The sequence below is a fragment of the Sulfitobacter sp. F26169L genome (genome assembly GCF_026410285.1).
Lineage (GTDB): Bacteria > Pseudomonadota > Alphaproteobacteria > Rhodobacterales > Rhodobacteraceae > Sulfitobacter.
The window spans coordinates 148783-162019 of sequence record NZ_JAPMLP010000005.1 but is presented as its reverse complement, the minus strand read 5'-3'; the positions used below and the strand labels follow the sequence as shown (position 1 = coordinate 162019).

Annotated in this window: 13 protein-coding genes; 10 read left to right on the top strand and 3 right to left on the bottom strand. The window is 56.3% G+C overall.

Annotated elements, in window-relative coordinates:
- Positions 1-54: 54 nt before the first annotated feature.
- Entirely contained in the window at positions 55-1194 is a 1140-nt protein-coding gene (locus OS189_RS12975) for an ADP-ribosylglycohydrolase family protein (RefSeq protein WP_267167749.1), read from the bottom strand.
- A gap of 1023 nt (positions 1195-2217) precedes the next feature.
- Between OS189_RS12975 and OS189_RS12970 the strand changes: the two genes are divergently transcribed.
- The 4 genes from OS189_RS12970 (at position 2218) to OS189_RS12955 (ending at position 5672) form a co-directional block, all read left to right on the top strand.
- A complete protein-coding gene (locus tag OS189_RS12970; protein ID WP_267167748.1) occupies positions 2218-2427 on the top strand; it encodes a hypothetical protein in 210 nt (69 codons plus the stop codon).
- A 210-nt stretch (positions 2428-2637) separates the two neighbouring features.
- Positions 2638-3123 carry a homoprotocatechuate degradation operon regulator HpaR gene (hpaR, locus tag OS189_RS12965; RefSeq protein WP_323380229.1) on the top strand — a complete coding sequence of 162 codons (486 nt, stop codon included), beginning with the start codon at positions 2638-2640 and terminating at the stop codon, positions 3121-3123.
- 287 nt (positions 3124-3410) lie between these two features.
- The gene (locus OS189_RS12960) at positions 3411-4490 is read left to right on the top strand and encodes a lipid A-modifier LpxR family protein (protein WP_267167747.1); all 1080 of its coding nucleotides are present in this window, start codon (positions 3411-3413) and stop codon (positions 4488-4490) included.
- A gap of 111 nt (positions 4491-4601) precedes the next feature.
- The gene (locus OS189_RS12955; protein ID WP_267167746.1) at positions 4602-5672 is read left to right on the top strand and encodes a Hint domain-containing protein; all 1071 of its coding nucleotides are present in this window, start codon (positions 4602-4604) and stop codon (positions 5670-5672) included.
- Between the two features lie 10 nt (positions 5673-5682).
- Here OS189_RS12955 and OS189_RS12950 read toward each other — a convergent pair whose 3' ends face one another.
- Positions 5683-6255 (bottom strand): TlpA family protein disulfide reductase, encoded by a 573-nt coding sequence (locus OS189_RS12950; RefSeq protein ID WP_267167745.1) that lies wholly within the window; start codon positions 6253-6255, stop codon positions 5683-5685.
- 23 nt (positions 6256-6278) lie between these two features.
- Between OS189_RS12950 and argH the strand changes: the two genes are divergently transcribed.
- From argH to OS189_RS12920, 6 genes are read left to right on the top strand one after another with little or no spacing between them, the layout of a single operon-like run.
- The gene (gene argH / locus OS189_RS12945; RefSeq protein WP_267167744.1) at positions 6279-7670 is read left to right on the top strand and encodes an argininosuccinate lyase; all 1392 of its coding nucleotides are present in this window, start codon (positions 6279-6281) and stop codon (positions 7668-7670) included.
- Positions 7667-7837 carry a hypothetical protein gene (locus OS189_RS12940; protein WP_267167743.1) on the top strand — a complete coding sequence of 57 codons (171 nt, stop codon included), beginning with the start codon at positions 7667-7669 and terminating at the stop codon, positions 7835-7837. Before argH ends, OS189_RS12940 begins: the two co-directional genes overlap by 4 nt.
- A complete protein-coding gene (locus OS189_RS12935; protein WP_267167742.1) occupies positions 7834-7995 on the top strand; it encodes a hypothetical protein in 162 nt (53 codons plus the stop codon). Before OS189_RS12940 ends, OS189_RS12935 begins: the two co-directional genes overlap by 4 nt.
- On the top strand, positions 7995-8312 hold the full coding sequence (locus tag OS189_RS12930) for a DUF2834 domain-containing protein (protein ID WP_267167741.1): 318 nt from the start codon (positions 7995-7997) through the stop codon (positions 8310-8312). The genes OS189_RS12935 and OS189_RS12930 overlap by 1 nt, the downstream gene beginning before the upstream one ends.
- Positions 8313-8343: 31 nt before the next feature.
- Positions 8344-9627, top strand: a complete 1284-nt coding sequence (gene lysA, locus OS189_RS12925; protein ID WP_267167740.1) for a diaminopimelate decarboxylase — start codon at positions 8344-8346, stop codon at positions 9625-9627.
- 18 nt (positions 9628-9645) lie between these two features.
- Positions 9646-12267 carry a TIGR02302 family protein gene (locus OS189_RS12920; RefSeq protein WP_267167739.1) on the top strand — a complete coding sequence of 874 codons (2622 nt, stop codon included), beginning with the start codon at positions 9646-9648 and terminating at the stop codon, positions 12265-12267.
- A gap of 26 nt (positions 12268-12293) precedes the next feature.
- On the opposite strand, the gene OS189_RS12915 is transcribed toward OS189_RS12920, so the two are convergent.
- Positions 12294-13133, bottom strand: a complete 840-nt coding sequence (locus OS189_RS12915; RefSeq protein WP_267167738.1) for a zinc-ribbon domain-containing protein — start codon at positions 13131-13133, stop codon at positions 12294-12296.
- Positions 13134-13237: the final 104 nt, after the last annotated feature.

The following is a 13237-nucleotide window of genomic DNA, read 5'->3' as shown; positions in this document are numbered from 1 at the left end:
ACTTTTGTTCTCTTTTTCCACTATTGGAAGGCTGCTCGATCGCGGCGAATTGTCCTATCCGAAAAGCTGATTCAGCAGTCTTGTTGCCTCCCCCTTCTTTTCCAGTCGGTCAATCCAGTTGAGAGGAATGCCATGTTCTCCTCCAATACCATGAACTGCACCCATGACAGCCCCAACCAATATCGCTCGCCCGCAGGAATCTCCGCCCGCGTAGATGTTCTGCCTGACTGCCGACCTGAAACCCGAAGCGGTAGCGATATTATGCAGGGCGGAAGGCACGCCGTAAGGAAGATCGCAGGCCATGCCGAATTTTTTAGTCATAACCGCGTTGTTCTTATCTTTCATCGCGACCGCTTTTTGTAATAGATCACGCGTTTCGGTATCATCTGTGATTAGCGCTGCGTTGATCACATTATCTAAGCTGCCACTGACAAGCGCGGCGGTCATCATTCTAGCGCTGATTATACCGTATGTCACAGCAATTGGATGATCGTTGGTCGTTCGGATGGCGGAACCAACTGCCTCAAGAAAATCAGGTCCGTCGGATTTTCCCTGCAGATGCAGTGCGGCGACAAGTGCAGGCAGTTTCGCGATAGCTGGCAATTGGAAATCGAATGCTCCGGTGGTGTGAGGCAAGGCGATCAGAGCGTCTAGCAGATGACGACCATCTCGAACCACATTCGCATCGTCAGATATTTTATGCAGTGCTGCGTCAAATGCATCGCTAAGTTTCGCCCCTTCTTGCTCGTTCATCAATGCCAGCGCCTTGGACAAAATCGCTTTGCGCTGCTGGTCATCAGAGTTAAACAGTAGGTCGTTCGCACAGGCCTGCGCCGCATCCTCGAAACGGCGAAAGTTATCCAGAGTGTCCCGTGTGGCATGATCGATATAGCCTACATAATCTCCACCATATCCGAAATATTCGCGAAACTGATTTGCAAAACCCTGCGGATCAAAATGCCCGCCGGAAGCCGCTAGTGACCACAGCATCACCATCGTTTGCTCGCCATATTGCGACAGCGCTCCTGAAGGTCGTTTCTGGTGGGCAAAATACCCCATGCCATCTTTGTAATTCATCGGATCGGGCGACATGAATTCCGGCGCATCAGGCGCGATTCTACGAATGTGGTCCTGATCATAGATCCAGTGCAAGCCCAGCGCTGCAGCGTCAGCAACCAATGCGCCCAAGATCATATTTTTTCGTCTGTACATAAGCGGGGAAGTCATTTCGGGGTTTCCAACTAAAATTCTTTTATTGATCTAGGGCGACGGGTCTTAGTTGGGAGGTTTTAATGACAAGATTGAGGTGGCAGACCTTGGCCAGCAGCCATCAATCACCTTTCAGTTTCTGACCTTCGTTTCGTCAAGTTGAATCCCTTTGTACTGCGCAAAGCGATGTGTCCAAATGATCGTTGCCAAGAAGAATACCGTGCTTGGCATGGTTTCCCAGCCTTCATGTGAACAACTGCGCGAACCTTGTGATCAAAGAGCATATTCCTGAGGAGTCTCAAAGTCTCGAATTGACTTGATAAGATTAGCCATAAAGTCGAGCGCAACAAATTCTGCGTAATCGTTTCAGTGAAAACTGGTGCTGCTGGAACATTCGCATGAAATAACTGATTGATTGATGCCAGCGATAGATATGCCCCGGATTCAGAGATCCTTTAAGCTCGCCGCAACTGCACGAATTGACGATAGTTGCGGCGCGGAACGCCAGATGGTGTTCGATATCGGTGACGATTCGGGGCAGCACAACACTGCTCTGGCTCAGTCATGATCAACTTACACGATAGGGTTTGCAATTTTCGTAGATAGACTAACACACACAATATCAACTGTGGATGCAAGCGAAGAGGTTGAAACTGCTGTCTGGACAGTCGCGGTGGATGACGACGGTTTGATGGGTTTGGCAAAGAATGGCGCGGTTCACGTAGATGTTGATCGCGATTCTACTTTGGTAAGCGAAACCAGACTTTCATCGAATGAATGCCTTATCGGTAATGTCGGAGCGCTCGTTTATCAGGGTGTAGATCTACTTGCATCCGGTGCGACAGCAGGGACAGAGGCGGCAGATGTTCTGACGGGTGGAGAAGGTGGTGGTGCGATCCCCGGCCTTAGCCGAAGGCAGCGACCCGCTGATCATCGGCGATGGAGGTGACACGGTGTCAGGCAGCGCGGGCGACGATAACTCTGTGCTGCAAAAACCTGCAGGGCACCGTGAAGATCGAAGAGTTTGGCCTTAAGGGTGACATCGACAAGATTGATGTAGACGGACTGACAGATAACTTTGCCGACCCCGAAGCATTGATGGCCGCGGCATCGCATGATGATGTCGAAGCGACTCTGATGTTTGATCTCGACGGCGAGACATCAACGCCGACTGCTATGAGCGAGAACGAAGCAGGGGAGGAGGATTATAGGTTCTGATATTGTCAGGGACTGGCCCGGTCAGAGACATTAATTTCAGCGGGCGTAAGGGATTGCGCGGCGCAGGTGCTATCCCTGCGGTTTAATCCCAGGCATTTGGAATGGATGAAAGGAAGCAGCTAACGCCTTCCCATATCTGCTTTATGCTCGCATTTCCGGCTATTATTTGCCCTATTTAGTTAAAATAAGTCTTGCGCTGCGTGGCTGGTGGTGGCTCTTACTAAGCGCATGAAAAATGACGAGACACCCCAATTGGAGAGTTCGCCTCTACGCGAGACGAACCGCTCGCTGCCTATCGCACTGTTGCGCGCGCGTGAAACAGTAATGGGGCCAATGCGTGAAATGCTAGCCGGAAGCCCCGTGACCGAGCAAAAATGGCGTGTGTTGCGGGTTTTGCGCGAAAGCGGAGCGCAAGATCAAAACAGCATTGCAAAACGCGCTTGTCTGCTGTTGCCCAGCCTGACGCGAATTTTACGGGTCATGGAGGCTGACGGGCTGATATCAAGACTGGAAGATCCGGCAGATCGCCGCCGTAGCATCGTCAGCATTGAGCCGGCAGGCACTGCCATTCTGGAAGAGCACGGCAAACACGCAGCAGCGTTGGTCGCTGATCTGCGTGAGCAGTTCGGGGATGAGAAAATGGAGCAATTGCTTGATCTGCTCGAAGAATTGCAGGCAATAAACTCCAAGCCCTAAGATGAAAAAATCCGCAACGCAGCGGGCCAGTGGTCAGGGATATACCCAAAGCTTGCGACTTCGGATCTGCGAAGTGACACGGCGATTAGAGCCCCGATGCCTGATATTGATGTGATCTTTACAATAAATGAAAGCCCGCCAATCCGGTAAATCACTTTACCGACGCCGCAAGAGAATCCTCGTTACGCAAATGCAATCGACTAGTCGTTCTGACATTGATGGCGGCCAGATCGAAACTCTCAATCGCGGGTTCATCGATTTTGTCCGCGCTTTCGCGGAGGCAAAATATGACCGGACGCATTATTCCCGCGTTATTGCGTGGCATCAATGTCGCACTGTGGTTTGTATCGGAACGGGGCAAGTTTACGCTTGGCGTGGAACACGAAATTGGCGTAGACAGAAAGCCGCTGTGGGGGCGGACACGACAGGGAATTTCTGTGCTTAAAAGTATTGCCGGCTCACTTATTGCGTTCACAATATCACTTTTCATTACTGCCCAGACAGTGGATGCAGGCGAAAGACAGCGTCTTGGCTACGGTCGCCTGATGACAAACGACTATTTCGGTGATGGTAAGGACCGTTGGCGAACCGGCGCTTGGACTTCTTCGCGGATATGGGGCGGCGATTGGAACGGCCAGCGCCCTGGCGCGTTCGGTGATCTGGTCGAACTGCGTTTGTCCTCCGAGATATTGGCGCCTGACAACCTGACGCGCGCGTCCGCCGGTGACCGACCCTATGCCGGGGCATTGTCCATAGGCGCTCATACGCATTTTACGTGGCAGGGATTTGATGCGGCACTGGGCGCTGATCTGGTTGTGATCGGCGCGGATTCCGGTTTGGGGAGTTTCCAGCGCGCAGTTCACAAAGTGCTGGGCGTGCGCAAGCCTTCGCAAGCTACACTTGACGGGCAGATCGGGAACGGCGTTCACCCGACCGTTGTTGCAGAACTTGGTCGTGATCTAGCCCTTATGCCACGGCTGCACCTGCGGCCCTTTCTTGAAGGGCGCGCAGGTGTCGAAACGATGGTGCGCGCGGGCATTGATCTAACTTTCGGCACAGTCGGCACCGGCGAACTTCTGGTCCGCGAAAGTGTTACCGGACATCGCTACCGTGTGATCAGGAATGATGCCAATTCCGGCTTTTCCTTCCTGCTGGGGGTCGATATGGCCCATGTCACTGATAGCACTTATTTGCCCGAAGACCGTGGTTATGAACTCACCCAAAGCCGTGATCGCGTGCGCGCCGGTATGCATTGGCAGGGGCAGCGGGCCACGGCCTTTTACGGGCTGACCTATCTCGGCGAAGAGTTCAAAGCACAGAAAAGCGGGCAGGTTGTCGGCTCGGTCAGTGTCAACTTCAGCTTTTGATCTGGCTCATCCGCAACAGATCGGACCTAATACTCATTCCATCTTTTCAGATGCCCTCGGTTTTGTTATCAATGGATTAATAAAAAAATACTGAGGCGGGCGAGTTAGTAAATGGGAACGGGCTTTTGTGGCACGTTCGTCATCTCCTGGTCGCAAACAGAAATTGATGGTCTTGATGCTGCACCTGTGCAGGCGTTAAGCGTAGGTGCTGCGTGGGCATGGCGTGGGGACGCTGTGCGTGTGGACGGGCCATCCGATGTTTTGCGGCTGAACGATGCGGACGGAACTGAAAATTTGCGCAAACGGGCGGCACGAATGGTGCATCGTTTGGTTGGTGCGGCGCTTGAGCGCGAGGCAGGTCCACGCGCGCGCGATGCGGGTGATGACAGCTCGCCGTTGATGGACAACAGTTTTGTCGTCACCGACGGCGGCAAGAGCTATAGCGTTACGTTGATAGAAGTCGGCGGCGGCAGCCAGCCGTTGTTAATGTTTTTGAATGAGATGCCGCCACGCAACTGTGATCTTTGGATTGTGCATCACACGCTTGGAACGGTTCGCGGAAACGATCCAAGCCCCCAGCAGGGTGGTGTGATCTGTTTCACCCCCGGAACGCGGATCAAAACAGAAGACGGCACACGTTTTATTCAGGACTTGCGCGAGGGTGATCTGGTTCAGACCAAAGACAACGGGTTGCAACCCCTGCGCTGGATCGGAACCCGCCGGATGTCGGGCGCGCGGCTGTTCGCGATGCCAAAGCTGCGCCCGATCAGGATCGCCGGTGGCGCGTTGGGGCTGGAGCGGCCCGATGACGATCTTCTTGTCTCTCCCGAGCACCGGATGCTGATAAAAGGGGCAGCGGCCCACAGCCTGTTTAATACATCAGAGGTGCTGGTGACCGCGAAAGATCTGATCAACGGAACAACGATCACGGTGGATATGCAGGTGCGCGAAGTGACCTATATTCATGTCTTGCTCGACCAGCACCAGATATTATGGGCAAACGGCCTGGAAACAGAAAGCTTTCATCCCGCATCGGCGGCATTTGCCACGCTGGATCAGAACGACCGCCAGCGTCTGTTGGATGAGTGTCCCGAGCTGGAATACGATCCGCACACCTATGGAAGCTTTGCACGCCGTACCCTGTCAGCGTCAGAGGCCGCGATATTGACACACGCGGCCTGATCCGCGCGCTTTAGCTTGCGGTATGCTTTTCGATCAGCGCCTTAATGATACTTTTGGCGCTGTCGCTGGCCCAATCGGCATCACCGCGCAAGCGCGCAATCTCGCGACCCTCGGGGTCCAGCAGTACGGTGATCGGCAGGCCGAAAATGCCCATCTGGCTTGCCAGCGCCTGATTGGGGTCCATGTGGTGGGGCAGGTTGGAGATGCCCACATCTTTGAAAAACTTGGCAATACTTGCGGCAGAGTTGCGCCCTGTCGCGATTGTCAGCACTTCGAAATGTTTGCCAGCCAGTTCCTCTTGTAGTTCAGACAAGTGCGGCATTTCCTTGCGGCAGGGCGCACACCATGTTGCCCAGAAATTCACCAGAACATATTTACCGCGATAGTCCTCCAGCGTTGCGCGCCCTGCATCATCGGCCAGTTCAAACGCGGCGGATGATGTGGATTTCGGGGCATCATGAATGACCAGTTTTTTCATATCGCCTGCAACCAGCGGCAGCATGATATCTGCATCCGCCGCAAGCGCAGGGTTTGCACCTGCGGTAAGGGCCGTATAGACGAGGGCAAGCAACAGTTTCTTCATGGATTCCTCCGGAGAATAGGCAAATGACAGACAAGACTTCGAACAAGATGTGGGGCGGCCGTTTCGCCGCTGGTCCCGATGCGATCATGGAGGCAATTAATGCCTCGATCAGCTTCGATCAACGGATGGCTGCCCAAGATATTGCAGGGTCCCGTGCGCATGCGGCAATGTTGGCCGCACAGGGCATTATCCAGACTAGCGATGCAGACGCAATACGGGAAGGCCTGCTCACGGTCTTGTCAGAAATCGAAGGCGGGACGTTTGAATATTCTACCGCGCTGGAAGACATCCACATGAACGTGGAGGCGCGCCTGAAGGAAGTTATCGGAGAGCCGGCAGGGCGTTTGCACACGGGCCGGTCGCGAAACGATCAGGTTGCGACGGATTTCAAGCTCTGGGTGCGTGACCAGTTCGATGCGGCAGAGGGGGCGCTTCTGGCGTTGATCCGCGCGCTTTTGACGCAAGCAGAAGCGGGTGCTGATTGGGTGATGCCCGGCTTTACCCATCTGCAAACGGCACAGCCCGTGACATGGGGGCACCACATGATGGCCTACGTCGAGATGTTTGGCCGTGATCTGGGCCGGATGCGGGATGCGCGGGCACGGATGAACGAATCTCCGCTCGGTGCTGCCGCTCTTGCCGGAACGTCCTTTCCGATTGACCGCGAGATGACAGCGGCGGCGCTTGGATTTGATCGCCCTGCGGCCAATAGTCTTGACGCGGTCAGTGATCGTGATTTTGCGCTGGAATTCCTCGGCGCGGCCAGTATTTGCGCCATGCACCTAAGCCGCTTTGCCGAAGAACTGGTGATCTGGTCGTCAGCACAGTTCCGGTTTGTGACGCTTTCGGATCGTTTCTCGACCGGATCCAGCATAATGCCACAAAAGAAGAACCCTGACGCCGCAGAGCTGATCCGCGCCAAGATCGGGCGCATTTTTGGTGCGAATGTCGCCCTGATGATGGTGATGAAAGGGCTGCCGCTGGCCTATTCCAAAGACATGCAGGAAGATAAGGAACAGGTATTTGACGCTGCCGACAATCTGATGCTTGCGCTTGCGGCGATGGAAGGGATGGTGCGCGACATGAGCGCCAACCGCGCGCAGCTTGCCAATGCGGCGGGCAGCGGTTTTTCCACGGCAACCGATCTCGCCGACTGGCTGGTGCGCGTGCTTGGCCTGCCGTTTCGCGATGCACACCACATTACAGGATCATTGGTGGCCCTAGCCGAAAAGCAGGGCTGTGATCTGCCCGATCTGACGCTGGCCCAAATGCAGGCCACCCATGCGGGGATAACGGATGACGTATTCTCCGTGCTTGGTGTGGAGAATTCGGTAAACTCCCGCATGTCATACGGCGGAACTGCACCCGCGCAAGTGCGTGCGCAGGTCGCCCGTTGGAAGGAATTGATCGAATGAGAAAGCTGGCTATCGCGGCGGTGTTTTTTTTGGGGGCCTGCGGGGTCGATGGCGAACCTGTTCAGCCGACAGGTGGTGTAAACGTGCGGTTGTCACCCTCTGGTGTTGGATTGGGCGCGAATGTCGGATTGAAGAAAGACCCGCTGCGGGTCGGGCTCGGGCTGTGAAGTACATTCTGGCCGTTGCTGTCATGGGTGTTGTTGCTTGCGAGCCTTCTGCCGGCGTGCGGCAAAATGAAATTTCGCCCCGTCAGCAGCCGTCAGTGACTACGCCGGGCGTGCATGTTTCAGGTCACGCCAATATTGGCGTGACACGGAGGTTTTAATGTCTGTTCTGCGCATGATCTATCTGGGGCTTGCTGTTTGGGGTGCCGTGCATCCGATGTATTACTTTGTTCAGTGGTTTCAGGAAAACAGCTGGGATATTATGGCCATGGTCGATGCATGGCATGTCAATTTCGCCACCAGCGGTCTGGTTTGGGATTTAACGATCGCCGCTGTTGCTCTGACCGTCTGGATCATTGCCGAAGTAGCCACCCGCCGTAACTGGGGCGCGTTGATTGCCATTCCTGCAACGTTTTGCATCGGGGTGAGCTGTGGCTTGCCGCTGTATCTATTTTTGCGGACGGCACCTGTCCGGTAGGGCGGAATTGAGTTTAAGGGAAAAATGAAGAATGGATCACTTCCTCTATCGTGACGGTGCGCTTTTCGCCGAAGATGTGCCTGTAGCCGAGATTGCGGCCGCTGTGGGCACGCCGTTTTACGTATATTCTACTGCGACGTTGCTGCGCCACTTTCAGGCATTTGATGAGGCGTTGGAGGAAATGGACCATCTGGTTTGTTACGCGATGAAGGCGAACTCCAATCAAGCCGTGCTGCGGACTTTGGCGCAGGCCGGTGCGGGAATGGATGTTGTCAGCGAGGGGGAATACCGGCGGGCGCGTGCCGCAGGGGTGTCGGGTGACAAAATCGTTTTCTCCGGCGTAGGCAAGACAGACCGCGAAATTCGTGTGGCGTTGGAAGGGGGAATCCGGCAATTCAACGTCGAGAGCGAACCCGAAATGGAAGTACTGAACGCGGTTGCGCTGGAATTGGGGAAGGTAGCGCCGATCACGATACGTGTGAATCCCGATGTGGATGCAAAGACACACGAAAAGATTGCCACGGGTAAATCGGAAAATAAATTCGGTATTCCGATTGCGCGCGCGCGGGAAGTTTACGCTATGGCGGCGGGCCTTACTGGATTGAAAATTGTCGGAATTGATGTGCATATCGGATCGCAACTGGTTGATCTGGCACCATTCGAGCAGGCGTATCGGAAAGTTGCCGAATTGACGGAACAGTTGCGCGCTGACGGTCATACGATTTCGCGCCTTGATCTGGGCGGCGGTCTGGGTATCCCCTACGAGCGAAGCAACGAAGCGCCGCCGCTTCCGTCACAATACGGCGCAATGGTGCAGCGGGTGCTGGGCCATCTGGGGTGCGAGATCGAGATTGAACCCGGCCGTCTGATTGCGGGCAACGCCGGATTGTTGGTCAGTGAAGTAATTTACGTTAAATCCGGCGAAGGGCGCGATTTCTTGATCCTTGATGCGGCGATGAATGATTTGATCCGCCCGGCAATGTACGAAGCCTATCATGAGATTGTTCCGGTGATCGAAGCCGCCGCTGGCAGTGAAAAACAGCCCTACGACATTGTCGGTCCCGTGTGTGAAACGGGTGATACGTTTGCCAAGCAGCGCGATATGGTGCCGCTGGTTGCAGGCGATCTGGTCGCGTTTCGCAGTGCCGGTGCTTATGGTGCTGTCATGGCCAGCGAATACAACTCGCGCCCCCTGATCCCCGAAGTTATGGTGCATGGTGATCAATTTGCGGTTATCCGCGCACGGCCGACCTTTGACGAAATGATAAATCGCGATACCATACCTGAATGGCTCGAGGCGCATTCCGTACCCTGAGCACCCCGAAAGGTCGTAATGGATCAATTCAGTACCGATGTTTCGAAACGCACGTTGGCAGCGCTGCAGCGCCCGCTTCGTTTGACGCGACTTGGCATGTTCGCCGAGGTTGCTGTGCGCAGCCTGTGGCCGATGATGAGCGTTATAATGTTTGCGCTGGCGGCTGCGATGCTGGGCTTACATGAAGCTATTGCCATCGAATGGATCTGGGCGCTGGTCGGAGTGACGGCGGGTGCGTGTGTCTGGGCAATTGCCTATGCGGTGCGCCGATGGTCCTGGCCGACGCGGACAGATGCGATGGTGCGCCTCGATAACAGTTTGCCGGGGCATCCGCTGACCGCGATACTGGATGCACAGGCCATAGGAGCGCAGGACGATGCCTCGGCTGCTGTATGGCGCGCGCATCAGCGGCGCATGTCTGCCCGCGCGGCTGTAGCACAGGCGGTGCCGGCGGATTTGCGCGTGTCCGCGCGCGACCCTTATGCGTTGCGTTATGTTGCGGTGTTAATGTTTGGAATGGCTTTGCTGTTCGGGTCTGTCTGGCGCGTTGGCACCGTGGCCGAAATGGTGTCGGGCGGAACGAACACAGTCGCCACCGGCCCCGTCTGGGAGGGTTGGGCGGAGCCGCCGCGCTATACCGGCAAGCCCACATTATATTTGAACGATCAAGCAGAAGGCAGGCTGGTGCTGCCGATCGGGACGCTGATAACCATGCGCCTTTACGGTGAGGTCGGCGCGCTGGATGTCGTTGAAAGTGTTTCGGGCGCGCCGCACGGGGCAGGGCCTGACACGGCGCCGGAAATGGCGTTCGACTTCAAGGTAAACCAGAGCGGAGAAATTTCGGTCAGTGGTGCGAACGGGCGGTCTTGGGATGTTGCCGTACGGGCTGACGCAGCGCCCGAAATCGTTATTCTGGGCGCCCCCAAAGTTGCAGCATTGGGTGAGATGCGCCTGCCGTTTGCCGCGAAAGACGATTACGGCGTTGAAGCGGGAGAAGCGCGCATCATGCTTGATCTGGCATCTGTCGAGCGGCGCTATGGACTGGAAGCCGAACCCGATCCGCGCGCGGAAATTACGGTGCCTTTGCCAATGCCCATCGCGGGAGATCGCACCGCGTTCGAGGAAAACCTGATCGACGATTTCTCGCAGCATCCGTGGGCCAACCTGCCGGTAACTGTGATGATGACAGCGCTGGACGCGGCCGAGCAGCAGGCACAAACCGCACCGATGCAAATAACATTGCCGGGCCGACGGTTTTTTGATCCGACAGCAGCCGCAGTGATCGAAATGCGTCGTGACATACTCTGGAGTGTCGATAACAGCCGCCGGAGCGCGCAGATACTACGTGCAATCAGTTATTTGCCCGAAGACGTGTTCCGCTCGCAAACGACCGCTTTGCGGCTGCGCAAACTGATCAGCCGGATCGAGACGCAGGCACGTTACGGGATGGATGAGGAGAACCGGACCAAGCTGGCGCAGGATATGTGGGATCTGGCGCTGGAGTTGGAGGAGGGTGATCTGGAGGATGCCCGCGAACGGATGCGCCGCGCCCAAGAGCGATTGAACGAGGCGATGAAAAACGGCGCATCGGATGAGGAAATAGCGGAGTTGATGCAGGAATTGCGCCGCGCCACCGAAGAATACATGCAGCAGTTGCAGCGTGAGCAGGCCGAACGCCGTGACGGGCAGGACCCGCAAGAGGGCGAACAGGGCGAAACGATGCAGATGACGCAGGATGACCTGCAGCGCATGATGGATCGTATTCAGGAACTGATGAAGCAGGGCCGCATGGCCGAGGCCGAACAGGCATTGCAAGAGCTGCAAGAGCTGATGGAGAACATGCAGGTCACGCAGGGGGAGCAGGGCGAAGGTGGCCAGTCTGCCGGCGAACAGGCCATGGAAGGGCTGGCGGACACGCTGCGCGAACAGCAAGGCCTCAGCGATCGAGCCTTCCGAGACTTGCAGGAACAGTTCAATCCGAACGCGCAAGCCGGTGAAAACCCCGATAACGAAGGCCGCAACGGCGGGCAGGGCCGTGGCGAAAGCCATGAAGGCCAGCAGGGCCAAGGCGAGGACGGGCAAGAGGAGAACGCAGAACAAGGTGGTGGCGACCAAAGCGCCGATGACAGATCGGGGCGCGTTGACGAACAGGATCTTGCACAGCGCCAGCAGCAACTTCGTGATGAATTGCGTCGGCAAGAAGGGCGGATGCCCGGCCAAGGCACCCCAGAGGGGGACGCCGCGCGCGAATCACTGGATCGCGCAGGCGAGGCAATGGATCAGGCCGAACAGAATTTACGAAACGGCGAACTGGCAGAGGCGATAGACAACCAGTCGCAGGCGATGGAAGCCCTGCGCGAAAGCATGCGGTCACTGGGTGAAGCGATTGCGCAAGAGGAACGCGACCAGCAGCCCGGTCAGGGGACGCAAGATGGCGACAGGCGCGCCAGCAACCGTGATCCGCTTGGCCGCGATCAAGGCAACAGTGGCGCAACAGGCAGTGATAGTGAGGCCGAGTTGAACGATGATGCCTATGGCCGTGCGCGCGAACTGTTGGATGAAATCCGCCGCCGTTCCGGCGAGGCCACGCGCCCCGAGGTAGAGCGCGATTATCTCAACAGATTACTGGACAGGTTCTAGTGTGACGAGGACGGACGGCAGCAGGATCAGTTGTTGCTGTCCGCCGCAGCAGAATCCAGCGATTGCAACATGCTTTTCACCTTGTCATCCAGCCACACGCGCCCTTGGTCAACTGCATTGACATAGCTTTGCAACGGACCTTCCAGAGCGGGAACTGCCGCAGAAAGCCGCGGCGCGAGGATATAGATCACAAGAAGTACAACAAAGATCAACAGTACGGTTAGAAAGCCGGTTCTGAACCCGCGCCGCTTGCGTTGATGTGTCGGGGCCTCGATAATCGGGTCGACGTCAGCGCTACCGGCTCCGGTGCGCGAAGTTCCCGAGCGAAGGGTCGAATTGATTTCTTCGATATCGGGTAGCAGATCACGGCGCGAGCCAAGCGCTGCTGCGGTTGTGGCTGTGCCGCCGCCTGCGACCTGAACTTCGGGGGTGTCATTACCACGTAACTTTGCCATCCGTTCTTGCGCTTCTCGCGCGCGACGGTCGACGTCGTCTTCCGGTTGAAAATCCTCCAACCCCATGCCCAGATCGGGCTGGCTTTCCAACCCGCCCGACTGCGCGGCGCGGCGCGCTGCCCGTTCGGCCTCCGCTTCCTGCCGTAGAATATCTGCAACGGCAGGGTCAAGCTGCTTGCGCTCGGGGTGCGCAGGCGCGGCAGGTGCTGCCGGAGGAGGGGGAGGTGGCGCGGTTTCTTCGTCTGATGCAGGAAGATCGTCAACGCTGATATCTTCATCCGGCGTATGATCGGGGTGATGTTGAAACCATGTTTTTCCACAGTTGGAGCATTGCACATCCCGACCTGCGGCTGGCATCACATCATCTGGCACTTCATATTGTGCATCGCAATTCGGACAGATCAGTCTCATTATACGCCCCGAAACACAGGCATTGAACCTGTTTACCACTCGTTAGCACTACCATAAGAGGTAAGAAGCCGCGCGAAAAGGTGAAATCTGGCTGGTTTGCAGGA

What these genes read in the sequence shown, in the direction of transcription:
- OS189_RS12975 (WP_267167749.1), bottom strand. Translation starts at nt 1,194, where the DNA reads ATGATCTTGGGCGCATTGGTTGCTGACGCTGCAGCGCTGGGCTTGCAC.
- OS189_RS12960 (WP_267167747.1), top strand. Translation starts at nt 3,411, where the DNA reads ATGACCGGACGCATTATTCCCGCGTTATTGCGTGGCATCAATGTCGCA.
- OS189_RS12955 (WP_267167746.1), top strand. Translation starts at nt 4,602, where the DNA reads ATGGGAACGGGCTTTTGTGGCACGTTCGTCATCTCCTGGTCGCAAACA.
- OS189_RS12950 (WP_267167745.1), bottom strand. Translation starts at nt 6,255, where the DNA reads ATGAAGAAACTGTTGCTTGCCCTCGTCTATACGGCCCTTACCGCAGGT.
- argH (WP_267167744.1), top strand. Translation starts at nt 6,279, where the DNA reads ATGACAGACAAGACTTCGAACAAGATGTGGGGCGGCCGTTTCGCCGCT.
- OS189_RS12940 (WP_267167743.1), top strand. Translation starts at nt 7,667, where the DNA reads ATGAGAAAGCTGGCTATCGCGGCGGTGTTTTTTTTGGGGGCCTGCGGG.
- OS189_RS12930 (WP_267167741.1), top strand. Translation starts at nt 7,995, where the DNA reads ATGTCTGTTCTGCGCATGATCTATCTGGGGCTTGCTGTTTGGGGTGCC.
- lysA (WP_267167740.1), top strand. Translation starts at nt 8,344, where the DNA reads ATGGATCACTTCCTCTATCGTGACGGTGCGCTTTTCGCCGAAGATGTG.
- OS189_RS12920 (WP_267167739.1), top strand. Translation starts at nt 9,646, where the DNA reads ATGGATCAATTCAGTACCGATGTTTCGAAACGCACGTTGGCAGCGCTG.
- OS189_RS12915 (WP_267167738.1), bottom strand. Translation starts at nt 13,133, where the DNA reads ATGAGACTGATCTGTCCGAATTGCGATGCACAATATGAAGTGCCAGAT.